Source organism: Candidatus Paracaedibacter acanthamoebae, assembly GCF_000742835.1.
Lineage (GTDB): Bacteria > Pseudomonadota > Alphaproteobacteria > Paracaedibacterales > Paracaedibacteraceae > Paracaedibacter > Paracaedibacter acanthamoebae.
Genome location: NZ_CP008941.1, coordinates 2,062,801 through 2,087,737 on the forward strand (window position 1 = coordinate 2,062,801; position 24,937 = coordinate 2,087,737).

Genomic DNA, 24,937 nt, shown 5'->3' on the forward strand with positions numbered 1-24,937 from the left:
AAAGAGAATAAATAAAAAGGTCCTATCCCCGGACTTGACTCGGGGCCTCAAAATCATATGGGTAATCGCTTGTTATCTCGAGATCCCGGCTCTCCGGCCAGGAAGGGGAAAATATTTATAACAAATGGCCTCAACTCTTCTCAATTAAATAGGTGTTTGATATAAAGATGTAGGGCAAAGGATGTCTCTCATTTTTTATAAGAGTATTAATCTAATATTAATCAGCTGAATTTACTATGAATATAAGATTCTTGAAGTAAAGCAAGAAAGAATTTTGCAATGGATGCAATCGATTTATCGAGCAGGACAATAGATCTTTCCAAATTAAGACTATTCTATGAAATTGCTCGAGAAGGAAATATGACCAAAGCCGCCCAAAGGCTAAATATTACGCAACCGGCGGCCAGCAAGGGACTTATTTCTTTGGAAGAGCGAATTCAAATTCAACTTTTCGAGAGAATACCCAATGGAATGCGCCTGACGTCGCCCGGGGAACGGTTATACATATATGCTAAAAAAGTGCTGGAAGACCATGAAATCTTTCAAAGAGAGTTTTTAGAAAAAACAGAAGAGATTAGTGGAGATTTTGATATCATTGTTTTTCCTTATGCAGGAGCAGAATGGCTTGTTCCTCTCCTGAAGGACTTTTTAGACCTTAATCCTCATATTAATGTAAATGTTCGCACGGAATCAGAAGATATCAACCCTGTTTATTCAGATGTATCGATTGGTAGCTTTATCCCCAACCAACCTGACCTTATTCAAAAAAAGCTTTTAGATGTTTACACTCAATTTTACGCAAGTAAAGGATATCTTAAAAAATTTGGGATTCCACAGATCACTAGTGATTTAGATGATCATAGGATAATTGATTATAAAAACAATTATTACTCCTCTCCTTTAAGGAGTAATATAATTACGACGATTGGACGAGAATCAAAAAAACCAAGGAAATCTTATTTTCGAATAGATTCTTTACATGGTATGGTCAATGCCACCCTTCACGGATATGGAATATCAGAATTACCCAATTTTCCAGGAATTCAAAATTCTGAATTACAACTGGTTCTCCCTGAAATCAAAGGGAAAAATATTCCCTTACATTTTATTTTTCATGAAAGTAGAAAAAAATCAAAAAAATTAAAGTTCTTTATAATTATTTAGCTCGAAAATTAGGATTATAATTATAATATAAGTATATAAAGTATCTCAAAAAACATTTAAGCTTTATACACAAAGGACCACACAAAATTGGATAGGGACTTTACCATTTTCTAAATTAACTTCATAATTTCCTCCTTATTTTCTTATTATTAGCTATAGAATGCACAGTAGATATGTTTAAAAGTAATATCTTACTTACTAATACAAATTGTAAAACTTGGAAATGATTTACCATTTTCTAATTTTATTGCACGCATATTTTTCTCCTTATTCTTATAACCTCTTATGGAGAGGACATTAACTCTATTTAAAGGAAATAAAGCATTTTAAAAAACTAACTATATAAGTGGGAAATAACCTACCATTTTCTAAATTAACTTGATGCATAATTTTTTTCCTTATTCTTTTATTACCAACTATATGTGGTAGGGATAACTTTATTCAGAAACCCCTTTTATGCCTAATCAACCTTTCAAGTAAATCTTACTGGCACACCACAATACAATACTGAATAGGGGCTTTAGAGTTTTCTAATTTAACTTGATGCATAATATTCTCCTCTTTTTTTATCAACTATTGATTGATATTATGGTTTATTTTTAACTATACGTTTCACTTCTTACCTTTTTATCTCTTTCCTCGTCAAGAGGTCGAAAAATAAGACATAAGAAAGAAGATTTTTATTGCGGGATATTTTAAAAAATATATATTTAATTTTAATCTGAATTATATAAAAAGTTTTATTTTTGTAATAAATATTTGGTTGCCCAATATTATCTATGATATTGTATTATGCTAATATTTAGAGAAATATTTAAAGTCCTACCTACAAAAACCATTAAAAATGGCTCTATGCCTTGCTTTTTGCCCCCTATCCATTACTTTAGGTTATACCCATAACTATTTCTTCCCATTGGGTAAATCCTTAAAAATTGCTTATTAAGAGTCCCAGAGCAAGTGTTTAGAAAGGTTTTTGTTATGATTTCAGGTAATAGGGTAACGCCCTTTAATGAGTTAAAAAATTACGTTGCGTCTTGGCACCAAGAAGAGCTCGTTTTCTCTTATGAGCTTAGCTGTTCGGTCACGCCAGCAGGATTGGTATTAACGCTGCATCAACAGCAAACTGCCTTCTCTTTAGCTGTAACTATCCAGCCTTCCCCTGATGCTTTACGTGTCAGCAGTTTTACTCTTGAGGAGGAGCCGCGCTTAGAAGATCTCTGCCAACCTCTTTATGATGCCGCCCTTATTGAAATCACGCTTCAAGGACTAACTTTAATTGCCTTCTGCGCGCAACGTTTCCATAAACAAGAGGTTAACTTCCTGCTTTCTACGGAGGATGCAAATCATCTTAGGTCTTTAGAAGGCCTCTTTGAGTCGATTTCTTCCCACATTACAACGACAGGAAAACGTCAGCTTTTAACACTGCTTATTGAGGATGAATTCTTTGAAACGATCGAAAGCATGAAAATGCAGCTAATCCAGAAGTTATGGGCTCATCAAAAGAATAACGCCTTGGTCAGGAAATACTTTCAAAGCATCAACCACAATAAAAGAATAGAAGTGAAAAACCTTTTGAGTTGCTCTCCTCAAATAAGAGTTACTGAAAACATTATTGCTTTTCCAACGCGGCCTTCCCAGCAAGCCGCCATTTAACCAATAAAACACTCAATCTCAACGGTAAGGAAAGCAGAAGGGATACATTCCCCTGCCTATGGCCTTATTTTATCTAAATTTTAGAGGAACCTTTTTATGCAAAAAGAAAAACTATATAAAGTGAAAATTCATGTGGGTCAAAAACTAAAGCAACAACGCGATGCGCTCCACTTAAGCCAGGTAGAATTAGCCAACCTACTTAAAATTTCGCCGCAGCAACTGTCCAAATATGAAAGAGGAGCGGATAAGATCCCCGCTCACCGTCTGTATCAATTGTGTAAGGTACTCGGTGTCTCGCCTAATTTCTTTTTCGAAGGGTTAGAGGATGTTGCCATCTCCTTTCAAGATCAAAGCATTTGGTTGTCTTGCGAGACATTCAAAGGCCAAAAAGTACAAATTGAGCTTTGTGATCTGCGGGCAACTGTTTCGGATGTCAAGATCATATAGAGAGATACGAGATGACTGTTATGAATACTTTGCCCTATTGTTCCTTTCCGACAACAGTCGTTTATATAGGAAATATTGATAATGCCCATAAGAAAAAGCGATATGTAGATGACCCAGTAGTCGCTTTTTATAAGCATTGTGCCACACCGCAAAATGCTCTTGATTATTTAAAGAGAGCAGGAACGCCAACCATATTTTTTGACCGTCTTGTGCAGCAACAGCATGATACTTTTGACATGGATAGCATCAATTATCTTTATGAAGAAATTTATAACCCTCACCGTTATGAAACGGTTTCTTGTGTTGTGTATCACGATAAATTACTCAATATAGGGGGGTTGGAGTTTTTTCAAAAGATAGAAGATTCTTCTGCTAAAAAGATTTGGGTGACAGAGGAAAAGGATGAGAAAACGATTGTGACCGCGTTTAACCAAGGACTGATCAATTTTTATGTTTGCAATCAAGATCCGCAGGCTGCAGCCCTTTTAAAAGAGTTCATCCAGCAAAGCCAACAAAATTATTTTCGAGCCAGCATCAATACCATTATTCATCCCATCCTGGAAGAATGGCAGAAAGGTAATACAACCATACCAGCTCTGTTAGATCCAGTTTTTATCGAATACCTGCAGACCTTTATTAAGGGCGGCAATTTTACAGAATATTATCTGCTGGATATAACGGGCAGCTTCCTATTCCTGGATGCCGAAGGAAAAGCCAGCGCTTTATTCATCTTTAATGAGCAAAGCTTTACGGATCAATGCCTGGAGGTGGATCGCTTCCTCCAATCCAAGCATAGCTTATCCCCGAGGGTGGTAGAAAAGCTAAAAACACGCTGTCAAACAGTCTGTTTTCCCTTTATTTATCCTCAAGGTTTTAGAAATTTTGATCCCGATATAGAGCCTGTGCAGATCTTGTCCGGCCAGCAGCGCTATTATATAGCCTATAGCAAAGAAATTGATTATTTAGATAGGCCAGGGATTCCGTTTGTTTAGCTCTACAAAGAAAATATCTTTTATAACAAATGTTTTACTCATAATGCGTCCACAAACGTATCACTTTGACTGCTTTAAGCGATTCATCTACTTGATAAACAAGCCGATGCTGCACATTTATTCGGCGGTAATAAGCTCCCGCTAAATCCTCAACCAATTTTTCATAAGGAATGGGATTTTTAAAAGGATTTTGTTGGATGATCTTCAGAAGCATTTCAGCCTTAGTTTTTAAGCCAACTTCTTTAAGTTTTTTAGCATTCTTTTACGCTTGTTTCGTAAAATATAAGGCGTATATTACCACTCTAGAGTTTTTGAATTTTCTTCAATTGGAGTTTCTAAGCCCTCGCGAATCGATTCTCTTGTATCCGGAATAGATAATAAATGTAATGTTTCTTGAATTGAACGCCAATCCTCTTCCGAAACTAAAACAGCATTATAACGCTTACCTTTAATGAGAGTGGCTTGATGAGTTATTAAATGCGTTTCATCCACGAGCTTATAAAGGTTAGCCTTGCTTCGCTTACTGTTTTTAATTTCCTTCAATAACTTATACTTAATATACAGGGTATGTAATTGCGTCCGTCAAGAGGGAGAGGACAATTTAAAAAAAATTAAGCACCCAACCGCACCCACCGTCGGAAAGCTTGCCAGGCGAGATTATCGATAAAATGATGGTTAGGGTTATTCATCTGGTTGGACGTAAATTGGACAACCTCTTTAGTGGGCTGGATCAGCTTTTGCCCGGTGGATAAGGCTAAAACCTGAGTTTTAGCGGAAATTTCCAGATTATACATCAAGAAAAATGCTTCACCAATGGATTCACCCATGGTCACCAGACCATGATTACGCAGGATTAGAGTCTTATGCTGCCCCATGGAGGCCACGAGATTGGCTTTTTCCTCATGATCAAACAAGACGCCCCCATACGTATGATAGCCCACCCGATTATGATAACGACAAGAATGTTGGGACAGGGGTTGCAATCCTTCTTCTAGCATGGAAACAGCTATACCATACGGGGTGTGAGTATGAAGGACGCACAAAATCTTAGGCCGGGCTTCATGAATGGCACTGTGCAGCGTATATCCAGCTTTGTTAATAATCCCATCCTGAGGATACAAAACATCCCCCTCTAACGTTACTTTGACCAAGTTTTCGGGGGTAATTTCTTCAAAATTTAAACCAAAAGCATTGATCAAAAAGGCTTCTTCACCGGGAACACGCACCGTGAAATGGGTAAAGATCGAATCCGTCCATCCCAACTTGACGGCTAAATGATAACAATCAGCTAACTCTTCCCGAATTAATTGTTCTTCCGGACTCCATAAAATTTGTTTACGTCTTAACTCCATAAAATTTTTTGCCCCTTTTGTTGATCGGACACTGTCAAAGAATCTGTGAATTGGAGGGTGGCTAAACGTCGATACAACCCATCCTCGGTGATTAATTCTGCATGCGTTCCTATGGCCTCAACCCGGCCTTTATTGAGGACAACAATCCGGTCGGAGGTCAAAACTGTGGCCAGCCGATGAGCCACAACCAAAGTGGTTTTGGTTGCCATCAACCGCTTTAAACTATCTTGAACCGCCGCTTCGCTTTCGGCATCCAAAGCACTTGTGGCCTCATCTAAGAGCAAAATGGGAGCGTTGCGTAAAATGACGCGGGCGATGGCGACCCGTTGTTTTTGTCCCCCGGATAAGCGTACGCCTCGCGTTCCCAATTGTGTATGAATGCCGTCGGGCAAGAGCTTGACCAATTCTAAAAGATGAGCTGCCTCTAACGCATTCCAAATGTCGGTTTCACTGGCATGGGGATGCCCGTACAGAATATTTTCATAAAGGCTGCCCGAAAAAATCATCGGATCCTGAGGGACGATGCCAAAACGGGCGCGAACTTGGTCGATGGGTGCATCCTTTAAATCGATCCCGTCCAGATAAATCGATCCTGATTGGGGATCAAAAAATCGTAATAACAAGGATAAAATGGTACTTTTACCCGATCCTGATGGTCCGACAATCGCAACCTTTTCACCCGGAGCCATCGATAAAGTAACGTTATCCAAAATTTCTTGTTTTGGATTACTGGGATAGGCAAAACTAACATTATGCAAAGCAATTGTGCCGCGCGCCTCCTTTGGTAAGGAACGTAATTTTGAACTTTGTTCAATTTTTGGGTATGTGGCTAAAATTTCAAATATTCGCTCCGACGCCCCAGCAGCCCGCTGAAGATCAGCATAAATTTCACTAAAAGAAGCCGTCGAGCCTGCCGCTGTTAAGGCATAAAATAAGAAAGATGCCAACTGCCCTGCACTTAAATTACCTGTCAGGACATCTCGTCCCCCGAGCCATAACAGGCCACTAACGCCCAAAAATACCAGAACCATGACCAAAAAAGTCAACCAAGATCGCATCAACAAATAATGAGCAGAGCGTGAAAATGTAGCCTCTCCCAATGATTTAAAGGACGCTTGTTCTATTGTTTCCCGTCCAAAAGCATAACAAGACCGAATACTTCCCAGTGATTCTTCAAGAAAGCCGGATAAATCAGCCATGGAATCCTGAGTGTGACGAGAGCCACGCTTCACCCGTTTGCCAAAAACTAACAGCGGAATTAAAATTAACGGAACAATCAGCGTTGATAAGAGCGTCAGCTTAATGGACATGACCAACATCATCGCCCCGCCCCCGACGAATAACAGCAAATTACGCAAAGCCAAGGCGGCTGAATTACCAATGACAATTTGAATCAGGGTCGTATCGGTTGTGAGGCGTGACATTATTTCGCCCGGGCGAATCATCTCAAAAAAGCCAACATCTAGCTTTAAAAGATGACTAAATACCTTTTGTCGCAAATCGGTCATAACCCGCTCACCAATCCACGAGACAAAATAAGTCCGGCCAAAACTAGCAACCGCCATGACAATAACGCTGATGACCATAAATAAAATGGCTTGATCTAACGCAAAAGAATTTTCTAGCGTGAAAGCTTGATCGATCAGAGACCGTACCCCTAAGCCGATGCATAAAACGGAAAGGGTGGCTAAGAGCAACGATAGAACCCCAAAAATAATTTGACTTTTATAAGGGGAAAGGTGCGGTAAAAATTTTTTTAAGATCGATAAATTCTGGCTCATTTGCCGATCCGGAATCTTGTTTACTTCAACTGAACTTTTTTCACGCATTCGGTATTATTACATCCCGCTGACAAAGGTGGCTTAGCTCTTTTGACAATACGTCATCTAGGGTATTTTTGCTACGGGTACAATGCCACACCCCATCCTCAGCCAAGGCAAAATGATGGGCGCCGCTCATGGCTGAAGAATACCAAATTTGCTGGGTGACACCATGATAATTTAAAAGAAAATTTTGGTCATGCGAATCAATAATAAGGACATCTTCTTCACCTGGCTCTACCTCAACTTCTGGCACGTTCTCTTCGATAAAAATAGCAATAAGGTGCAAGGTTTGACGGGCAAGAGCTCGGATATTTGTCATGATGGATGTACTTATTTTGAAGTGGTGGAGCCAAGGAGGATCGAACTCCTGACCTCTACAATGCCATTGTAGCGCTCTCCCAGCTGAGCTATGACCCCACAAAAAAGATTACAGTGCCATCATTATCCAGATTCCCCTTGAAATGCAAGAGTTTTTATTTTAAGAAGCCCTCCAGGCAAGAAAAGTAAAAAATCTCATGAAATTTCGAAGGTCAACCTCGATTTTTCATGAGATGTATTCATGACCTGACTGTCTTTTACTGTACCTTACACCTTCTTTGAGCGGCCCCGTGTAGGGGGGTCTTTCTTTTCTGCAGCGGATAAAGCTTTTGGCATTTTATTCATTTGTGATTCCAGCACGCTTAATTCTGTCTTTAGTTTATGGATCTCATGCAGAATTATCTTCGTATCGGCGGAAAGGGGGGAGTCATGATGATTCTTATGCTTACCTGTCAACCATCCCAAAATAAAGGAATGTTTCTTATGCTCTTGTTCGGCCACATTTTGGAAGTGAAGGGCACTAATGATCACGCCTAAAACCATTTGTAAGAGCAAGAAATTGAGAACAACAACCATGGGGTAGATAAAAAAGCCCGCATCGGGGTCAATTTTGACCATTACATCATAAATTTCAGACCATGTATGTCCCAACAACACAGAATGGAAAATGGTCGAAAATGCTGTGGGTACCCCTGCAAACAATTCGGGGAACATCACGGAATATTCAACCACCCCCCAAACGGAGAAAATATAAATAGCCAACAATAACAACATCAGAGTAGAAAAAATCCTTGGGATGGCGTGGCCCAACGACGTAATCAGATGTTGAAAATTAGGGAAAACTGAAATCGTCCTTAAGAATAAAAATAGCCTAAAGGTCCGGATAATCTGGAAAAAGGAGCCGACTGTTAAGACCGAAAGCCCAACCACGAGAAAATCAAAGACATTCCAAGACGATTTAAAATAGTTACACCCAAAGGCAAAAAATCTGAGCCCTATTTCAAGCGCAAAGAGACACAGAATTACATTATTAAGCGTTCCTAAATAGCCAGCTATTTGTTGGGCGCCTGGCGTTTCATGATAACGAACCGTAATTTCCCAACTAATAGTAACTGCACTGATTGCTAGCAAACCTGCAATAAAAAAATGCATAATCCTTGACGAAAATAGATCGCGTAAATAAGCTCGACTTGATTCTATATGGTGTAACATTAACCTCTCCCCTAAAAGACACTGAGTTATCTTAACTCTATGGTTATAAAGGTTAATAAATAGTTAATACTTAACAAATTCTTAAGAGCTGTGACAAAAAGGCATCAAGAAGGTTTTAAGGGTCAAATAATATTTTTAGCCTTTCCCCTTTTATTTTTCAGAAAAAAGGCCTATTTTATAAGTGTCAGGTAACTGACTATGACGATAAACGATTTATGGAATAAGCGTTGCGGACCCGGGGGCGGTACCCGGCGTCTCCACCATTTATGGGGACGAAATAGGATCGACGCGCGTAGTAAAGGTAAATTTTTCGTTCGGTGAGCACCGCCGTTATCGGGCAAATTTAATAAATGCAAACAATAACTTTGCATCGGCTAATAAAAACCGTTTTGGAGCAGTAGCTTCTGCGGCTGCCTAATATCTTAGCTATTGCGGATATTAAGCACTAAAGTTAGTCGCGGTTCGGGGGCACCGGGCAACAGAAGCCCCCACTTGAAATTTTTTGAGAGAAAGGCGATGAGACCGTGACCAAGGCATCCACGTTTGATTATGAAAATCTGGTTCAAGAATCCCTGCGAAACGTTATTAAAGAAACACTAGCTACAGTTGTGAAGGATGGCCTGCCGGGCAAGCATCACTTTTATATCTCCTTTAAGACCGACTATCCAGGGGTCGATTTGCCAGATTATCTGCGTGAAGAATATCCCGATGATATCACCATTGTATTACAATATGAATTTTGGGATCTCGAAGTGGGTGAAAAAACCTTTAACGTCACCCTGTGCTTTAACGATGTCCACGAACGGTTGACCATCCCCTTGGGGGCCGTCGTCAGTTTTGTTGATCCCTCAGTCAAGTTTGGATTACAGTTCACCCCGGCGGAGGTAGATGCTGATGCTGAGTTGGTACAATTGGACAACCAAAAGAAAACACCTAAAACAGTCATTGAAAGAGATGAGCAGGCCAATCCAGGGGATGGAACAAATATTATTACTCTTGATGCGTTCCGCCGCAAATAATGCAGCTTAAGGCTGTCCCTTTGCTAATACCTTCATCCGTGGAGGTTATGGCTGTTAGCAAAACCCAAAACATTGAAAAAATCTGCCATCTGATAGAGCAGGGATATCGTCTGTTTGGCGAAAACCGTGTCCAAGCAGCTTGGGAAAAATGGCCGGCCTTATTGACTCAATTTCCTGAATGCCGCCTGCATCTGATTGGCCATTTGCAAAGCAATAAAGCGAAGCAAGCGGTAGAATTATTTCATAGCATTGAAGTGATTAACCGCCCCTCTCTGGTGGATGCTTTAATAAAACATTTATCCTTGCCGACAGCGAAAACCCAAGAATTCCTCATTCAAGTTAACATCGGAGAGGAACCCCAGAAAACAGGCGTCCATCCCAACAACTTTCCTGACCTTTATCAGTACTGCAAAAATAAAAATTTACCCATTCATGGGCTTATGTGTATTCCACCGGCCGATCAAGATCCCAGTCCTTATTTTGAAAAGTTAAAAAATATGGCGCAATGTCATAATTTAAAAATTTTGAGCATGGGTATGTCTCAAGACTATGAGACTGCCATTAAATATGGTAGCACTAGAATCAGACTTGGTACTGCTTTATTTGGATCTCGATGACGCGTCGTTTGCCCGCTTTTAGTTTAATCGAAATTGCCATTGCTCTGATTATTATCGGAATCTTGGCAAGTCTAACGATTCCGGTGATCACCACTCACCATCGCTTCAATCAACAAAAAACAACAGACAATCACCGAGAACAAATTATGGCGGCTCTGGCGGCTTATGTTTTACAATACCATCGCCTACCAGCGCCGGCTCCAACCTCTGAGGGTAAAGCTATTGAAAAATGCACAAAACCTGCTCAATGTGTCGGTTTTGTTCCTTTTACCACCCTCGGACTTTCAGAAAAAACGGCCAAAGATGGGTATGGAAATTGGTTTACTTTTGCCGTTCATCCAGAATTGACACAGACCGAAGCTCAAACAGTAAGTAGAGGTAAATACTTTTGTAAAGTTTCTAGCCATCTCATTAAAGTTCAAAACCTTCATACAGCAAGAAATATTATCGAGGAAAGTGAAGATCCTCTAGCTTTTGTCTTAATTAGCCATGGCAAAATGGGTAATGGGGCTTTAACCGATTCTGGCAATCGCCTTCCCTCACAAGGGGCGGAGGCTCGAAATAGTCAAGGTACCTTAAATTTTGTTGACGGTCAGGGGCCCGAGTTTGGTCATCAGGTTTATTGGGTGAGTCGCAATGTTTTCAGATCATTGCATACAAAAAGTCCTTGCACGGGAGAGTCTCGTGTCCACATCCCTCCAAATCATGTAACTCATACTTCACCAAATACGCGTCAACAATCTCAAGCTCAACCGTCGGCTACTCAGCTTCCTCCTACTCAACGACAGGATAGTCAACCCTCCCCTGCGTCTCAATCATCCGCTTTCCCTTTCCACACTCAGTCAGGGGGAACCATAACATGGGATTAAAAACGATCAAACAAGACTTACGAATTTTGTTGCGCCGGCGGCGGCGAGATTACCATGCAACCATTGATCAAGCGGATATAGATCAGAAATTGATCAAGCAATGGCAAGACTTAAGCATTCTTATCAGACTTCAGCCCTCTCAAATCATTGCCGGCTATGTGCCGCTGGCATCTGAACTCAATATCCTGGCGCTAATGACCTCTTTACACAACCAGGGGCATACCATGTGTGTACCGCAGGTAACGCCAGCAGGTCAGCTTAACTTTATATCTTGGTCACCGGTCCCATCCGACACCCTAGAGAGTACCCACACGCAACCAACCTGCTCTCGCGACGCACCCTTAAAACCTGCTCTCGCCTTGGTTCCCTTGCTTGGTTTTGATGCCCAGGGGAATCGTTTAGGGCAAGGAAAGGGATATTACGATAGAAGTCTGAACAATATTATAGCCATTGGAGTGGGATATAACTGTCAACAACTTGACAATATTCCTGTTTGTGATAAGGATTACCCAATGGATTATATTCTGACCCCAGAAAAAATATTTACGATCAATAAGGACTCAAAATGACGCTGCGTCGAATTTCAGTTATTGGATTAGGTTATGTTGGTTTGCCCGTGGCCGTGGCTTTTGGTAAAATACGCACCACTATCGGCTTTGATATTAATCAAACACGCCTTAATGAATTACGGCAAGGATACGACCGGACCCGCGAAGTCGATGCCGCAGACCTTCAAGCAAGCGACATTATTTTTACAAGCGATGTTAAAGATTTAGCTCAAGCCGATTTTCATATTGTGACTGTCCCCACACCGGTTAACCATGTTAACCAGCCCGATTTCACGCCCCTTGAAAAGGCATCTCAAACTGTGGGCTCCGCCTTGAAAAAGGGGGATATCGTGGTTTATGAATCCACCGTTTATCCCGGTGCCACCGAAGAAATTTGTATTCCAATTCTAGAAAAAGTTTCTGGGTTAACTTATGGCAAAGATTTCACTGTTGGCTATAGTCCCGAACGTATTAATCCAGGCGACAAGGATCGAACTTTTACTAAAATTATGAAGGTCGTCTCCGGATCGGATCAAGCCACCCTGGATATCGTTGCGGATGTTTATGGCTCCGTTGTGACCGCGGGTATTTTCAAAGCAGCGACCATCAAAGTGGCAGAAGCCGCTAAAGTCATTGAAAACACGCAACGCGACATTAATATTGCCTTGATGAATGAATTGGCTTTAATTTTCAATCGCCTCGATATTGATACGGTTGATGTGTTAGAAGCCGCCGGCACAAAATGGAATTTCTTACCCTTCCGACCAGGATTAGTGGGTGGCCATTGCATCGGCGTGGACCCCTATTATCTTGCCCATAAAGCTCAAGAAACCGGCTATAATCCTAAAATGATTTTGGCAGGTCGGCACTTAAATAATGGCATGGGACAGCATATTGGACGGGAAGCAATTAAAGCCTTAATTCAAGCGGGTAAAAACCCTAAGGATTCTGTGATTTCCATTTTAGGCCTCACGTTCAAAGAAAACTGTCCCGATATTCGCAATACGAAAGTGGTGGATATCTTAGCTGAATTAGATAGTTATGGAGTTTCTTATCAAATTTGTGACCCAGAAGCTGAGCCTGCGGAAGCAAAGCACGAGTATGAGATTCAGCTAATGAATATGGCAAAAATGAAACCGGCTGATTTAACAATTTTAGCCGTCGCCCATACGTCACTGGTTGAACAACTCAAGAACGCATCGGATAAATTATTAGCCCCCAGCTCAATTGTTATTGATGTGAAAAGTTGTCTTGATCGGAAAGAAATGACGGACAGGGGTTACCGAATCATTCGGCTCTAGGTCGTTTATCCAAATTTTCGCAGGTTAATTTTTTATAGATTGCTTAAGATATATGAGCAATAAAACCGTAATGATCGGATCCCAAAGAGGGAAGCCGATCCACGCGGTTTGTGCTAATGGTCGGGGATATTAATAACCGATCAATAGGCAAAAATGCAGGTGCTTTATAAGTTGCTTTTTTGTTCTGAGGAGCCGGAAAACTGGCAATCAATCCTTGGCCTTTTAAGCCATCCTTTAACCCTAACATCTGACAAAAACTAATATAGTATTTTGACCATGGTACAAGGTTAAAATCGCCCGACAATACAGTTTTACCCTTAAACTCACCTAATTGATCCGCAATCGTTTGATAATAATTTTCTTCAATATTATAGCACCGTTCTAAATGAACACTGACAAAGCGATAGAGTTCACCCGTTTTGAAAGAACGCGCATGGATCACAAAAACAGGATAATTCTTAAGCTTATAGCGTTTCAAAACTTTGAACCCCTTTGTCAAAATAACTAATCGATTATAACGATGATGATGCGTGGGATCATAATTTTCAAAATCTGAGGATAAGGCATACCCCAAGGATCCTAATTCCTTTCTAATGCGCCAATACAAAGCAGGCGTACATTCTTGCAGCATAACAATATCCGGATTTTCGATGCAAATTTGCTTAAAAATAGCATCCGTATCAGGATTATCCCCCCAGCAATTTTGGTGCATAAGTCGCAAGGGTAATGTTACAGCTTGAGATTCATCTAACGTGGGATGCCAATGAGGAAGGAGGGGGCTAACAATAGCCACCAAAAAGGCCGATAGAAAAATCCAGTAGCGGAGGCGAGCTTGGACAATTAATAAAAGGACGAAAAGAACGCCAACTGCAACAAGAATAGGCAACCTTAGTTGGTCTAAAAGTAATAAGAGTCGCCCCACGTCCACGATTTCAATGTCCACTTCGGAAAATATTCTTAGCTGATATATCAAATATTTATGATGCTCTCACAAAATTTTCAATACATTTCTTAAAGTTAATTCTGCTAGTTTCTAAGTTCTTAAGAAAATAAAGGCCGATTCCCCAAAAAGGGTATTACTAGGGGGGTTCCTTATTGAAGCTGGATATAGGCCATCGTAGCCGAGAAGCCTGCCTCGCCTCCCCTCAGAAGGCTAAGTTTAAAAGATCTTGATCTTTCCTGATAAGAAGATTAGCTACTTTCTAATCGGACCCCTAATTTTGATACTACTTAGAAATCCAGGACGACTAAATCCGCCTGCTTTCAAAGGGGGAAGAGGGAAAGCGCCCCTCATTCTCCTCTGAAGATAGTCCAACATCTGTCTATATCTTCCATTTTAACCTTATATTTTAAACTAATCAGTTTTGCCAGAACGCTATCTTTAATAGGATCTTTTAATTCATCATAGAAAATTTCCTCAGCATTCATGATTTTTATATTTTGTCTTTCTTTTCCTAAATCTTGGAAGTTTTCCTCTAATTTTAATTTTTCTAGAAATTGGTTATAAGTTAAGTTACCGAAGCCACTAATTATAGTTTTAGTTTTTAATTCATTAATGACTTCCGCAAATGTTTGAAAAATTGAGCTATCTGTTAGAGCTGTTTCTTGAATGTCTTTATTTTGAGCCCTTTCAATTTTTTCTATATTCGCTTCGAGCCAGTTCACTAAAATTTTCTGAGCTCCGTCAAGACAGCCAAAACCAGATAAATTATCCAAAAATGCATGACTAAAAAAATCCTGAAGAATATTATTTTCCACTGCAAAATTGTAAGCCAGCATCAAAGTATTATAAATAGCAGGGAGCCGGTCTTGGACAAACATATCAGATTGTTCACAATGGATAACAACGCGAGGATCAAAACTATACTGTATATAATTTTGATAATTTTTTGAAAACTTGACGAAAAGATCACTACAAATTTGGAAGTTTTCTTTTATGCCCGTTCCAATAACGTCTAAAACAGCAGAAGCAATTTTGAAATTTTCCTCGCTAATCAGTTGATTAAAACGCAAGGCAAAAAGTTGATTAAGAATTTCGGCGAGTTTTTGGCGTTGTTCGTTCGTTGCAGCGCTAGCTTTTGTTGGATCTCCATAAAAAATAGCACCTCTATCATTTTTAAAATATGTATCGCCTCGGCCCGTTTGCAACTTTTCTGGTATTACCATTTGTCTTTGGGGTCCAAAGGGCTGCGGATCACCTTGAAAGACTCTTTGTTGCGGTGGTAGAGGAAAGGGGGCCCTTTGAAAGGCTATGGGTGGAGGGACAACTGGGTTCGGTGCCGCTTGAGGTATTGGTTGAGGTACCCACGGCTTTGGAACTTGTTGAGCAACTCCCTCAGCGGGTGGGATGGGGCGATTATTCTGGGCAGCAAGCTGAAAATTCTCCATTATTCCCTGAGCCACTTTTTGCATTACATCAGCAAAAAAATTATTCTTACCGCTGTTTGGTAGTTGTGGTATTTCGTGATTACCGTGTGGCTGAGGAGGTGGGGGAACAATCTCTACCCTTGGTCTTTTATTTTCTACATGGCCCTTTTCTACATGTTCAGCTTTTAACCGTTTTCTTTTTGATCGTCCATACTCTTCTCTCATATCAAATACAGAGTTAAAATATTCTTGAAGCTCATCTAGATAATTAAAATATTCTCTATTGTTAAAGGTTTTTCTTGTTATACCCCTAGTAAAAATATACTCGTAGAATAAATTTAGGGTGTCATTTCCCAAAAGGAACTTAGCAAATAGCATAATACTTCCTTCTATTTTTAAAGGCCATATTTTAGCTGGAAAATACTCATTCTTCTTGTACCCATATACATTTTTCCGACAAAAACTTACCACACTAATAAAAAAAAGTTTTAGAAAAAGCAGTTGTTAAACGTGATTTTTTTTGGCTATCGTCTAATAAATTCATCAAATAAATAAAACTTTTAGTAAATTTACCCTCAATCTCATTTATATTCGTACTTAATATTTCTGGACTAATTTTATTTATTGAATCAGGGATATTTATTATAAGTTTTAGAGGTTCTATACAATATTGCTTAAATTCCTTAATATGCATTAATTCTGGATTAAAACCCCTTAAATAGTCGCTAGCTATTTCAGGATAAGTCTCTAGCTGCTGATTTCGTAAAACACTCGCTTCTTCAGGAAGTTGATCAAATAAGGATAAAAGCAGTGCTTGGTTTTTCTTTCGAATTTCTGGGGATTCAAATATCCCTTGGGCCTCTGGTCCCCTATTTCTATTATCGTCTAAATGAGGAGCCTCCATTCCTATACAAATGGATGAAGTACCTGTCGATAAAATCAAAAAAGATAACATATAAAGGAATTTTGTTTTTATTATTGTCATGCGTTTCCTTTCAGAGTTTTGAGTAAAAATAATACCTGGTAAATCTTAAGTGGTAATAATCTGCTATTTTTTCAAGCGATAAAAAAATATTTTGAGAATGAGATCTTTCCTAAAAGTAATGGAATACTTTTTTAAAATTTCTAGGGGCACAGTTCTTAAGAAGCAAACAGGATTAGCTTCAATCCCTAAAATCCTTACCCCCTAAGAAGTAATCGCTACCCTCTCGTTAGTTTGAGTTAACCTCAAATTCTTTTCTCTTAAACAAAAAGTATCATTATGCTTTAGAAAAACAGTAGGATTTTTTAATCTTTTTATCACGATATTAATCTTTTTATCACGATATAAGGCTAATCAACTGTAAAAAAATTTCATTATTTTCTCCCAATAAATTGAAACTTTGTGATAACTTTACGAGAGATTAAGAAAATCTTTAAAAAAAGAAGTTAGTCCCATGAAAATTATCCTCGCTGTTCGATAGATACCGCCGTTTTTCTCCTCTACAGCAGTTAAAGCCTGCTTTATAAGCATAATAAAGCAGATACTGTATCATATTTAACGAACAGGATTCTTATCATGTTGAATTTAAAAGCACCAGCCCTGTGGTTGCTGGTATTTATCATCGGGTTACCCCAACTTTCAGAAACCGTTTATAGTCCTGCTTTGCCGCAGATTGCCCAAGCGCTAAGGGTGGAAGAGCATTGGGTAGAATTTACTCTAACTATTTATCTCGTTGGATTTGCAGTAGGCACCATTTTATGGGGTTATATTTCCGATCGACTCGGCCGTAAACCCTGCTTATTAAGTGGCTTACTGATTTATTGTGTGGGCTGTTTAGGATGTTATCTATCCACCTCAATTGAAGCCTTAATGCTAGCACGATTTGTACAAGCTTTAGGAGGCAGTACAGGCAGTGTGCTGGGACAAGCTATTTGCCGTGAAGCATTTGCTGCAAGCGAGCGTGGGCATGTTTTTGCCACCATTGGAAGTGCTTTATCCTTAGCTCCAGCCATTGGCCCTATTATTGGGGGGATGATTAGTCAGAAATTTGACTGGTCTTCTATTTTCTTGGTTCTTTTAGGGGCCGGCTTCTTAATTCTGACACTCTGTTGGATCAAACTACCTGAGACTAATCTAACCAAAGGTAAAAAAGATGTTTCAATTTTAACAACTTGGGAAACATTAATAAAAGACAAGCGAGTCATGGGTTTTTGTTGTCTCGTCGGCTTAGGGAATGGGATCATCTTTAGCTATTATGCTGAAGCTCCCTTTTACATGATTGATATGCTAGGGTTAACTCCTTCTCAGTATGGCTTAACTTTTATCTTATTAGCGATGGCAGCTGCGGTCGGAGGATTAATAGGACGCCGTCTCTTTAAAATTTTCTCTGGTTTTCAGATTATGGAATATGGCTTAGTCCTCATTTTTCTAGGAACCATCATTTTAGCAGGATCAACCTTAACTCTCGGTAATACTAAAGAATTGATTATTGCGATAACTCTAGGGGCTATGGTGATGATTATGATGGGCATTAACCTGACGATCCTCAGCAGCCTGAGTATGGCTTTAGAGCATTATCAATCCATCCTAGGCACCGCCTCTGCTTTGTTTGGATTCATGTATTATGTTATTATTTCTGCGACCACCTTCTTAATGGGTCTCTTCCATAATGACACATTGCTGCCAATGCCATTATTCTTTTTAGCTCTATCAGTAACAATGGTCGGCGTTTATTTAACCCTGCTCCGTCAGCGAGGCGAGGTAACCGTATAGCCGCGACGATTTATTCTGCGGTGTTCCCAGCGGCTATAAATGTACACGGGGATACCGCAGACATAGGCGATAAAGCAAATCGCCAGGTTCTCCAGGCCAGACCCGAGAATAGCCCAAACGCAATAGGTACTCCCTAAGAAAATAGCAATAAGGATCGGTGGCTTTAATTTGACGATGTAGGAATGCTTTAGCAGTTTGACGGACGCTATAGTTGACGATAAATATGTTCCCAATGTCATAATTGTTCCAATCAGAATCATATTGTTGAACTGAGAAACTAACGATTTACTATAATTCATAGACATTAACACAGTCATCAGAATACTGGTAAATACGAGACCAAAAACAGGGGTTCCATTGGCTGACAATTTACTAAAAACTTTGGGGAACAACCCTTCCTTAGCCAGCGCATAGGGGATTTGACCTTGCAAAAGTATCCAACCATTTAACCCCCCAAATATGGATGTTAGCACACAAAAACCAATAATAGGCCCGACCCAACTACCAAAAATTTTTGAGGCGGCATCGACAAACGGAGCATTTGAGTTCGCAAGCTCATTAGTCGGGACCAGACCAAAAACCACCGCAGTAATTGTAATATAAATTAAAGCCCCGAGCAATGTTCCAAACAGGGTTGCTCTGGAGATGGTTTTTCCCGGGTTTTCAACATTTTCAGCTGGTACTGTTGCTGATTCGAGTCCAATAAAAGCCCACATTGTAATGGTAGCCGCTGCACTAATAGCACTTAAAGGGGTTTCAAAATTAGGATTAAAAGGAACATAATTTTGCGGTTCGATGAAGTACCACCCAACTAAAGCAACAGCGATTAACGGGGAGATTTTGATAATAACTGTTAAAACTTGAACAAAACCACCGTATTTTAAATTACGACAATTCAAGAGAGTCGTAAACCAAATTAAACAGGTTGCCATCCCAAAACTGGCTATTTTTGATTCAGCTAAAATGGGCACAAAGTGAGATAAATAGCTGACGAAGGCAAGGGAAACGGCAGCATTACTTGACCAGGCCATGATCCAATATCCCCACGCCATAAAAAAACCCATCTGATCACCAAAGGCTTGACGGGTATGACTGAACGGCCCGCCTGCTTGAGGATTGTGAAGAGATAAGTTAGAAAAAACATAGGCTAAACTGACAGCGCCGACAGCCGTTATCGCCCATCCAAGAATACTAATAGGTCCCACATGCGCCAAAGAGGCTGGCAAATAAAAAATACCTGAACCAATCATGTTACCAAGAACTAAAGAAGTTGCAGTCCAAAAGCCAAACACTCGAGCGGGGGAGGAGGGTGCGGTCATGAATTAATGAATTACCTTGCTGATGTCTTATGTGAATATTTTATACTTTGTTGAATCCAAATGTATAGCAGAATACATAAAAGGGCACTCCCAGCCATCATCACCGTTGCTGTTCGCATGCTGCCGTTATTAAACCAACTCGCAATATAAGCATAAGCAGCAGCCAGGACCATTTCAACCAACCCCAGAACAGCAGAAGCTGCTCCTCGCTGATGAGGTAGCACATCCAAACTCCGAGTGGCAGCATTGGAAAACACAGGGGCAAGACCGACGCAGAACAAAACGAGTCCGATGATCAATCCTATTTTATTCAAACTGTTGCTGAAGCTGATAACGTTTAAATAAAAACTTCCTACTGTAATAATCACCAGCCCCATCCTCAACATTTTATCAATCCCCAAGCGCATGACAAGAGATTGATTTAAAATAGCCCCCATCATATAGGAGAGAGGACCAATAGTAGCGTAATAGGCATAGTTTTCTGTGGAAATTCCCAAAACTTCAATAAAGAAAAAAGGGGCGACAGCAATCCAGGCCCACAAGGAACCATAAGTCATGCCAGAAATAAAGGCGTACCCACATGTTTGACGGCTAGAAAAGAGATGACCATAGGATTTTAAAGTGGCTTTAAAGTTGACAGCGTTTCTTTTAGATTTTTCAAGAGTTTCCACCAAACCAATACGGCAAATAATGTAGGTTAGAACAGCCGCCCACAGAATAATCTTAAAGTTAAACTCCCATCCCCACCAGGCACTGATTTTACTGCCAATGATGGGAGCAATCGTTGGGGATAAGGCAATAGCTGTTCCCATCAAAGAAAAAAGACGTGAACACAAATGATCCGAAAAACTATCCTTAATCATCGCTGTCGAGATCACATAACTGATTCCCGCCCCCATGCCTTGGACTAATCGAGAAAGAATGAGAAAATAAACATCGACAGCAAAATAACAGCAAACACTACCGATAACAAAAATTCCCATTCCCAGCATAAAAACGGATTTTCGCCCTAAACTATCCGATAAGGCCCCCCCCACCAACCCCATTAAAGAAAAACCAATCATGTAAATACTAATTGTCATGACGATTGTGTGATGGGGAACATTATAGAAAATCGACATTTCGGGAAGACTTGGTAAATAGAGATCGGATGACATTTCGAAAACTATTGTCGCCAGCACAAGAATAATTGGCAAAATGTAAATATTTTTATTAGATAAGGTCGTCATTTTTCGAAGATGGTATTAACCATATTTAATTTAAGAAAACGCAAAAAAAATTAGCTCCTTATGAAGCGCGCGATATACCTAAAAAAAGGGCAGAATTTCTGCCCCTTTGAGTTATTAATTCACAGCAGTTGAGGCTTGTTGGGCTTGTTGTTGATACAAATTATTGAAATCAATGGGTGCCAGCATCAACGGTGGATAACCCCCGTCTCGGGTCATGTCTGCAATTATGTTACGGGCAAAGGGGAACAATAAGTGCGCTGCATCAACCATAACAGCATGCTGAACCACCTCTTCCTCAACAGATTCATCAACTGTTACAACGGCACCATAGCTTAATTCAACGATGAACATCGTATCCTTACCCCGTTTCGCTTCGACATTAAAATCGATGACAAGTTCAAAGTTTCTCTCCCCAAGGTTTTGGGCTTTGGCTTGAATACCAACCGAAATTTCTGGTTGGTCTTGGCTTTCACTGGTGAAAATTGCCAAAGGATTTGGATTTTCGAAAGATAAATCGCGAATGTACTGAGCGCGAACTGTTGTTGATGCAGCTGGAGCTGCAGAATTTAGTTGAGTCATAACAGGAATCTCCTAAAATTATTAAGTTTCTGATCTAGAGTCTACCAATTGCAAGTCAACGTCGTCTACTATAATATATACTTAAGTGTGGTATTTTGAGGCATAAACAAGTGGGTCCCCTATTGGAATTAATATTTTTTGCACTGTTGTCCGCTTATATCTTTTATCGATTATGGTCCGTTTTGGGCCAAGAAAATGAAGCGGACAAAGAACGGCGTGAACAAAAAAAGCGCCAATTTGAAGCTATGATTGAAGATAATGTGATTCCATTACCGAATCGCCACAGTAAAGAACGAGTAAGCGAGATTGAAGAAAAAGACTTAAAATCAGGGGTGCGTGAAGCTCTGCGAATTCTGAGAGAACGCGATCCAAGCTTTAATTTCTCTCACTTTCTTAAGGGAGCAAAAGGAGCCTATGAAATGGTTTCTGAAGCTTTTGCAAAGGGAGAGCTAGAAACCCTCAAATTGCTTTTATTGCCGAAAGTTTACGATGCCTTCGCCAAAGAAGTTGAGGAGCGTCAGCGTCGTGGTGAATCCTATGAAGTCAAAATTGAGCGGTTTGATCGCGTTGATGTGGATGCTATTGAAATCCATGGTGAAGATATCCTCATAACAGTTCGATTCCGGACTCGGCAGGTCATGGTGACAAAAAATTCTGCTGGTGAGATTATTGAAAATCAGGCACAAATAAGTATCCCAGTCACTGAAATTTGGACGTTCACCCGCATGATTGGGTCTAATGAGCCCAATTGGTATTTAAGCCGCACCCAAAACGCTTAAAGTCCATCTTATAGATCAGAGATCCTTATGAATAAAAATATTTTCTTGATATCCAAGCAACCTGGAGCTGCCGGAATTTTAGCTTGCCGATTTGGTCAGATCTCTGATGGTTTTTCGATACCACGAGCGCGTTCCGTCAAAGAAGGAAGGACGGGGGAAAAGATGGCTAGAAAAAGGAGCATCAAGGCCAACCTTTTCAGCTTATTGGGGTATGGAATCGCCTTACTCCTTACAGGCTGTGCCCCTAAAATTGAACGTGAATTAACCCCCGTATCATTTTCGTCCTTACCCGGATGGGAAGAAGACAAGCAATTACTGGCATTGCCAGCGCTTCACAAATCTTGTCAGGTCATTCTAAAAAAATCGCCTGGGGCACCTATGGTCACCCAGGCAGATGGTAGTGGGCGGGCTGGCGATTGGTTTGGGTTCTGTAAAAAATTACAATCAAATAACTTCAAATCCCATAAACAACTGCGCGGTTTCCTAGAGACACATATCTCTCCTTATCAAATTGCAGCGTCTGGCAATACTGAGGGGGTTTTTACAGGCTATTATGAACCAATTTTAAATGGATCATTAAGGCGCCATGGCAAATATCAAACCCCTTTGTATAAAATGCCAGGTAAAGGCATTAACTATAAAATTCCAAGGTCCAGAATCGTCAAGGGTGCTTTAAAGGGGCGGGGGCTAGAGTTGGTGTGGGTGGATGATCCCGTCGAAGCTTTTTTCCTCCAAGTCCAAGGATCGGGACGGATTCGATTAGACAACGGTCGTGAAATAAAACTTGGCTATGCTGGTCAAAATGGCTATCCGTACTTTCCAATTGGTAAGGCTTTATTAGATAAAGGTGCCTTGCAACATGGACATGTTACTATGCAAAGCATTAAAAAATGGCTCCATGCTCATCCTCGTCAAGCTGAATCGATTATGTCGCAAAATCAATCCTATGTCTTTTTCAAGATCAATAACACCCCAGGCGGCCCAATCGGCAGCCATGGCGTTCCTTTAACACCGCACCGTAGCATGGCCATTGATCGATCATTTATCAGCTTAGGGACGCCTGTGTGGCTCCATGCAACTCATCCCGATCATCATAAACCTTATCTCAAAAAACTGATGGTGGCTCAAGATACCGGCGGCGCTATTAAAGGTGCTGTTCGTGGAGACTACTTCTGGGGAAGTGGTAGTGCGGCCGCAACTTACGCGGGAGCAATGAATGCCAAAGGTCATTTATACGTTCTCCTTCCCCGATAGACGACATGAAAAATCCACCTAAAGATAGCCATTTATGGCAAGAACTGATTAAGGGGATAAAACCCCTTAAACATCGCCCGCCCCATCTTGAAAGGCCGTCACAACCCGTGGACGCTGTAAAAATTAACAAAATCCGTCTACGAGAATATTTTGACCGCCATAGTCACCCCATATCTGCAGAAGCACACTGGCATAATGAAACGAAGAAACTTCATAAAGTGGGCAAGGTTATTTTGGAGGCACGACTTGATTTACACGGTATGACGCGTGAAGAAGCTCACCAACGTCTTCAAAAATTTATCGCCCTGGCACACCATGATCAACTAACCTGGGTTCTTGTTATTACTGGTAAAGGGCACCCCGATAATCCACATACCCTGAAAAAGCTGCTCCCTCAATGGCTAGAAGAAATGTCGCTAGCAACCGGCTACAGCAATGCAAAAGATCAACATGGAGGACAAGGGGCCTATTATGTTCGGGTTAAGAGTAATAAACCCCGTCAGAATTAATCTTCTTTCATCCAGTTTTTTCAAGCAGCCAATGAGATGATCCGTCGTTCTAACATTTTCAGACGATTTTGGTCTTCTGCGCTAATCATTTTATAGTAGTTGCATTTGTTTCTAAGCCACAGCAATTCAAAACGAGACGCTTCAATAAGGCCTTGTTGTGCCAAACTATGAGACAAAGTGGAAACATCAAAGACAACTTTGCGGGTTTCATACCGATTGAGATAGGAAGCTGAAATGTCTCGGAGTGTTGGAACGCTTTCTGCATCGATACCACCACCAACCGCGAATTGCAGGTTTTTAGCTTGACAAAGGCTGGCCACATCTTTAATTCGTCGCGTGATTTCTGGCTTATTAACATCCCGACGACTCATTCCCAAAGAGCCACAAAAATCAACGCGCCCAAACACAATCCCTTTTAAATTATGTTTAACAATTTTTTCAGTGATCGCTTCGCGCTGTTCATATCCCTGAATCGTTTCAATATTGATAAATAATTCCATATCTGAGCGTTCTTGTTCTGAATAAACTCGATCTGCCGATTGAATAAATTTACAAACAGCGTAAGAAGATTCGATCATCGGCGCAATAATCGTAGAGGCGCCCACTTGTTTGGCCTTCAAGAGGTCAGTCATAGCCTCACAGCCCCCCACTTTAATAATCAAATTCAAATCAGCGCGAAATGCTAATTCAACCAATCGGAAAAGTTCATCATCCCGAATCCCTTCAGATTCAAATTCAGCCCGAACGTGCGTGAATCCAAACGTATTCTTACCATTTTTTAATAGGGATAACATTTCTTTTTCGAGGATATTCATAGTCTGACCAAAACAG

Annotated in this window: 26 protein-coding genes, 1 tRNA gene, 1 other RNA gene and 1 pseudogene; 15 read left to right on the forward strand and 14 right to left on the reverse strand. The window is 40.5% G+C overall.

Annotation, left to right across the window (positions count from 1 at the left end; translation table 11 throughout):
* The first annotated feature begins 279 nt into the window (after positions 1–279).
* From ID47_RS09470 to ID47_RS09485, 4 genes are all read left to right on the forward strand, one after another.
* Positions 280–1,164 carry a LysR family transcriptional regulator gene (locus ID47_RS09470; RefSeq protein WP_038465938.1) on the forward strand — a complete coding sequence of 295 codons (885 nt, stop codon included), beginning with the start codon at positions 280–282 and terminating at the stop codon, positions 1,162–1,164.
* 978 nt (positions 1,165–2,142) lie between these two features.
* A complete protein-coding gene (locus tag ID47_RS09475) occupies positions 2,143–2,817 on the forward strand; it encodes a hypothetical protein (protein WP_038465941.1) in 675 nt (224 codons plus the stop codon).
* A gap of 96 nt (positions 2,818–2,913) precedes the next feature.
* Positions 2,914–3,264: a helix-turn-helix domain-containing protein gene (locus ID47_RS09480; RefSeq protein WP_051908809.1), complete on the forward strand. Its 351-nt coding sequence runs from the start codon at positions 2,914–2,916 to the stop codon at positions 3,262–3,264.
* An 11-nt stretch (positions 3,265–3,275) separates the two neighbouring features.
* Positions 3,276–4,256: a hypothetical protein gene (locus ID47_RS09485; protein ID WP_038465944.1), complete on the forward strand. Its 981-nt coding sequence runs from the start codon at positions 3,276–3,278 to the stop codon at positions 4,254–4,256.
* 34 nt (positions 4,257–4,290) lie between these two features.
* Here ID47_RS09485 and ID47_RS09490 read toward each other — a convergent pair.
* From ID47_RS09490 to ID47_RS09520, 7 genes and pseudogenes are all read right to left on the reverse strand, one after another.
* A pseudogene (locus tag ID47_RS09490) lies at positions 4,291–4,551 on the reverse strand (Txe/YoeB family addiction module toxin).
* Positions 4,551–4,799 (reverse strand): type II toxin-antitoxin system Phd/YefM family antitoxin, encoded by a 249-nt coding sequence (locus ID47_RS09495; protein WP_232223231.1) that lies wholly within the window; start codon positions 4,797–4,799, stop codon positions 4,551–4,553. The pseudogene ID47_RS09490 and the gene ID47_RS09495 overlap by 1 nt, the downstream one beginning before the upstream one ends.
* A gap of 68 nt (positions 4,800–4,867) precedes the next feature.
* Positions 4,868–5,608: a class II aldolase/adducin family protein gene (locus ID47_RS09500; RefSeq protein ID WP_038465948.1), complete on the reverse strand. Its 741-nt coding sequence runs from the start codon at positions 5,606–5,608 to the stop codon at positions 4,868–4,870.
* Entirely contained in the window at positions 5,599–7,437 is a 1,839-nt protein-coding gene (locus tag ID47_RS09505) for an ABC transporter transmembrane domain-containing protein (protein WP_038465951.1), read from the reverse strand. Before ID47_RS09505 ends, ID47_RS09500 begins: the two co-directional genes overlap by 10 nt.
* A complete protein-coding gene (locus ID47_RS09510) occupies positions 7,430–7,750 on the reverse strand; it encodes a frataxin domain-containing protein (RefSeq protein ID WP_038465954.1) in 321 nt (106 codons plus the stop codon). The genes ID47_RS09505 and ID47_RS09510 overlap by 8 nt, the downstream gene beginning before the upstream one ends.
* Before the next feature lie 22 nt (positions 7,751–7,772).
* Positions 7,773–7,848: transfer RNA gene (locus tag ID47_RS09515), tRNA-Ala, on the reverse strand.
* A gap of 168 nt (positions 7,849–8,016) precedes the next feature.
* A complete protein-coding gene (locus tag ID47_RS09520; protein WP_038465956.1) occupies positions 8,017–8,961 on the reverse strand; it encodes an ion transporter in 945 nt (314 codons plus the stop codon).
* Positions 8,962–9,105: 144 nt separating this feature from the next.
* On the opposite strand from ID47_RS09520, the gene ssrA reads away from it, so the two are divergent.
* The 6 genes from ssrA (at position 9,106) to ID47_RS09545 (ending at position 13,315) form a co-directional block, all read left to right on the forward strand.
* Positions 9,106–9,454, forward strand: a transfer-messenger RNA (tmRNA) gene (gene ssrA / locus ID47_RS12500).
* Between the two features lie 31 nt (positions 9,455–9,485).
* On the forward strand, positions 9,486–9,980 hold the full coding sequence (locus ID47_RS09525) for an SspB family protein (protein WP_038465960.1): 495 nt from the start codon (positions 9,486–9,488) through the stop codon (positions 9,978–9,980).
* Between the two features lie 47 nt (positions 9,981–10,027).
* Positions 10,028–10,597, forward strand: a complete 570-nt coding sequence (locus ID47_RS09530; protein ID WP_051908810.1) for a YggS family pyridoxal phosphate-dependent enzyme — start codon at positions 10,028–10,030, stop codon at positions 10,595–10,597.
* Positions 10,594–11,466 (forward strand): hypothetical protein, encoded by an 873-nt coding sequence (locus tag ID47_RS09535; RefSeq protein WP_038465963.1) that lies wholly within the window; start codon positions 10,594–10,596, stop codon positions 11,464–11,466. The genes ID47_RS09530 and ID47_RS09535 overlap by 4 nt, the downstream gene beginning before the upstream one ends.
* Positions 11,457–12,035, forward strand: a complete 579-nt coding sequence (locus ID47_RS09540) for a 5-formyltetrahydrofolate cyclo-ligase (protein WP_051908811.1) — start codon at positions 11,457–11,459, stop codon at positions 12,033–12,035. The genes ID47_RS09535 and ID47_RS09540 overlap by 10 nt, the downstream gene beginning before the upstream one ends.
* On the forward strand, positions 12,032–13,315 hold the full coding sequence (locus ID47_RS09545; protein ID WP_038465966.1) for a nucleotide sugar dehydrogenase: 1,284 nt from the start codon (positions 12,032–12,034) through the stop codon (positions 13,313–13,315). The genes ID47_RS09540 and ID47_RS09545 overlap by 4 nt, the downstream gene beginning before the upstream one ends.
* 43 nt (positions 13,316–13,358) lie before the next feature.
* Here the strand turns inward: ID47_RS09545 and ID47_RS09550 are convergent, their stop codons facing one another.
* Both ID47_RS09550 and ID47_RS13035 read right to left on the reverse strand, forming a co-directional pair.
* The gene (locus tag ID47_RS09550; RefSeq protein WP_038465969.1) at positions 13,359–14,258 is read right to left on the reverse strand and encodes an endonuclease/exonuclease/phosphatase family protein; all 900 of its coding nucleotides are present in this window, start codon (positions 14,256–14,258) and stop codon (positions 13,359–13,361) included.
* A gap of 347 nt (positions 14,259–14,605) precedes the next feature.
* Complete coding sequence (locus ID47_RS13035; protein ID WP_156956730.1) at positions 14,606–15,481, reverse strand: hypothetical protein; 876 nt, start codon at positions 15,479–15,481, stop codon at positions 14,606–14,608.
* Here ID47_RS13035 and ID47_RS13040 point away from each other — a divergent pair.
* The gene (locus tag ID47_RS13040) at positions 15,439–15,924 is read left to right on the forward strand and encodes a hypothetical protein (protein ID WP_198022286.1); all 486 of its coding nucleotides are present in this window, start codon (positions 15,439–15,441) and stop codon (positions 15,922–15,924) included. The genes ID47_RS13035 and ID47_RS13040 overlap by 43 nt on opposite strands.
* Before the next feature lie 230 nt (positions 15,925–16,154).
* Here the strand turns inward: ID47_RS13040 and ID47_RS09560 are convergent, their stop codons facing one another.
* Positions 16,155–16,667: a hypothetical protein gene (locus tag ID47_RS09560; RefSeq protein ID WP_038465974.1), complete on the reverse strand. Its 513-nt coding sequence runs from the start codon at positions 16,665–16,667 to the stop codon at positions 16,155–16,157.
* A gap of 513 nt (positions 16,668–17,180) precedes the next feature.
* Here ID47_RS09560 and ID47_RS09565 point away from each other — a divergent pair.
* The gene (locus tag ID47_RS09565) at positions 17,181–18,437 is read left to right on the forward strand and encodes a multidrug effflux MFS transporter (RefSeq protein ID WP_420887374.1); all 1,257 of its coding nucleotides are present in this window, start codon (positions 17,181–17,183) and stop codon (positions 18,435–18,437) included.
* On the opposite strand, the gene ID47_RS09570 is transcribed toward ID47_RS09565, so the two are convergent.
* The 3 genes from ID47_RS09570 to secB all read right to left on the reverse strand — a co-directional run bounded on the left by ID47_RS09570 (position 18,413) and on the right by secB (position 21,564).
* Positions 18,413–19,756 (reverse strand): amino acid permease, encoded by a 1,344-nt coding sequence (locus ID47_RS09570; protein WP_038465979.1) that lies wholly within the window; start codon positions 19,754–19,756, stop codon positions 18,413–18,415. The genes ID47_RS09565 and ID47_RS09570 overlap by 25 nt on opposite strands.
* Before the next feature lie 11 nt (positions 19,757–19,767).
* Positions 19,768–20,985: a multidrug effflux MFS transporter gene (locus ID47_RS09575; protein WP_038465982.1), complete on the reverse strand. Its 1,218-nt coding sequence runs from the start codon at positions 20,983–20,985 to the stop codon at positions 19,768–19,770.
* A 114-nt stretch (positions 20,986–21,099) separates the two neighbouring features.
* Positions 21,100–21,564: a protein-export chaperone SecB gene (gene secB / locus ID47_RS09580; protein ID WP_038465986.1), complete on the reverse strand. Its 465-nt coding sequence runs from the start codon at positions 21,562–21,564 to the stop codon at positions 21,100–21,102.
* 122 nt (positions 21,565–21,686) lie between these two features.
* On the opposite strand from secB, the gene ID47_RS09585 reads away from it, so the two are divergent.
* From ID47_RS09585 to ID47_RS12055, 3 genes are read left to right on the forward strand one after another with little or no spacing between them, the layout of a single operon-like run.
* Positions 21,687–22,343 (forward strand): Tim44/TimA family putative adaptor protein, encoded by a 657-nt coding sequence (locus ID47_RS09585; RefSeq protein WP_198022287.1) that lies wholly within the window; start codon positions 21,687–21,689, stop codon positions 22,341–22,343.
* Between the two features lie 27 nt (positions 22,344–22,370).
* Positions 22,371–23,597, forward strand: a complete 1,227-nt coding sequence (gene mltA / locus ID47_RS09590) for a murein transglycosylase A (RefSeq protein WP_051908812.1) — start codon at positions 22,371–22,373, stop codon at positions 23,595–23,597.
* A 5-nt stretch (positions 23,598–23,602) separates the two neighbouring features.
* A complete protein-coding gene (locus ID47_RS12055; RefSeq protein WP_051908813.1) occupies positions 23,603–24,106 on the forward strand; it encodes a Smr/MutS family protein in 504 nt (167 codons plus the stop codon).
* A 20-nt stretch (positions 24,107–24,126) separates the two neighbouring features.
* On the opposite strand, the gene ID47_RS09600 is transcribed toward ID47_RS12055, so the two are convergent.
* Positions 24,127–24,921: an aldolase/citrate lyase family protein gene (locus tag ID47_RS09600; protein ID WP_038465990.1), complete on the reverse strand. Its 795-nt coding sequence runs from the start codon at positions 24,919–24,921 to the stop codon at positions 24,127–24,129.
* Positions 24,922–24,937 lie beyond the last annotated feature (16 nt).

Coding starts and splice junctions, on each gene's coding strand:
- ID47_RS09505 (WP_038465951.1), bottom strand. CDS start 7,437: ATGCGTGAAAAAAGTTCAGTTGAAGTAAACAAGATTCCGGATCGGCAA.
- mltA (WP_051908812.1), top strand. CDS start 22,371: ATGAATAAAAATATTTTCTTGATATCCAAGCAACCTGGAGCTGCCGGA.
- ID47_RS09535 (WP_038465963.1), top strand. CDS start 10,594: ATGACGCGTCGTTTGCCCGCTTTTAGTTTAATCGAAATTGCCATTGCT.
- ID47_RS09530 (WP_051908810.1), top strand. CDS start 10,028: ATGGCTGTTAGCAAAACCCAAAACATTGAAAAAATCTGCCATCTGATA.
- secB (WP_038465986.1), bottom strand. CDS start 21,564: ATGACTCAACTAAATTCTGCAGCTCCAGCTGCATCAACAACAGTTCGC.
- ID47_RS13040 (WP_198022286.1), top strand. CDS start 15,439: ATGTATCGCCTCGGCCCGTTTGCAACTTTTCTGGTATTACCATTTGTC.
- ID47_RS09480 (WP_051908809.1), top strand. CDS start 2,914: ATGCAAAAAGAAAAACTATATAAAGTGAAAATTCATGTGGGTCAAAAA.
- ID47_RS09570 (WP_038465979.1), bottom strand. CDS start 19,756: ATGACCGCACCCTCCTCCCCCGCTCGAGTGTTTGGCTTTTGGACTGCA.
- ID47_RS09520 (WP_038465956.1), bottom strand. CDS start 8,961: ATGTTACACCATATAGAATCAAGTCGAGCTTATTTACGCGATCTATTT.
- ID47_RS09540 (WP_051908811.1), top strand. CDS start 11,457: ATGGGATTAAAAACGATCAAACAAGACTTACGAATTTTGTTGCGCCGG.
- ID47_RS09485 (WP_038465944.1), top strand. CDS start 3,276: ATGACTGTTATGAATACTTTGCCCTATTGTTCCTTTCCGACAACAGTC.
- ID47_RS09575 (WP_038465982.1), bottom strand. CDS start 20,985: ATGACGACCTTATCTAATAAAAATATTTACATTTTGCCAATTATTCTT.
- ID47_RS09470 (WP_038465938.1), top strand. CDS start 280: ATGGATGCAATCGATTTATCGAGCAGGACAATAGATCTTTCCAAATTA.
- ID47_RS09600 (WP_038465990.1), bottom strand. CDS start 24,921: ATGAATATCCTCGAAAAAGAAATGTTATCCCTATTAAAAAATGGTAAG.
- ID47_RS09510 (WP_038465954.1), bottom strand. CDS start 7,750: ATGACAAATATCCGAGCTCTTGCCCGTCAAACCTTGCACCTTATTGCT.
- ID47_RS09545 (WP_038465966.1), top strand. CDS start 12,032: ATGACGCTGCGTCGAATTTCAGTTATTGGATTAGGTTATGTTGGTTTG.
- ID47_RS09500 (WP_038465948.1), bottom strand. CDS start 5,608: ATGGAGTTAAGACGTAAACAAATTTTATGGAGTCCGGAAGAACAATTA.
- ID47_RS13035 (WP_156956730.1), bottom strand. CDS start 15,481: ATGGTAATACCAGAAAAGTTGCAAACGGGCCGAGGCGATACATATTTT.
- ID47_RS09560 (WP_038465974.1), bottom strand. CDS start 16,667: ATGACAATAATAAAAACAAAATTCCTTTATATGTTATCTTTTTTGATT.
- ID47_RS12055 (WP_051908813.1), top strand. CDS start 23,603: ATGAAAAATCCACCTAAAGATAGCCATTTATGGCAAGAACTGATTAAG.
- ID47_RS09475 (WP_038465941.1), top strand. CDS start 2,143: ATGATTTCAGGTAATAGGGTAACGCCCTTTAATGAGTTAAAAAATTAC.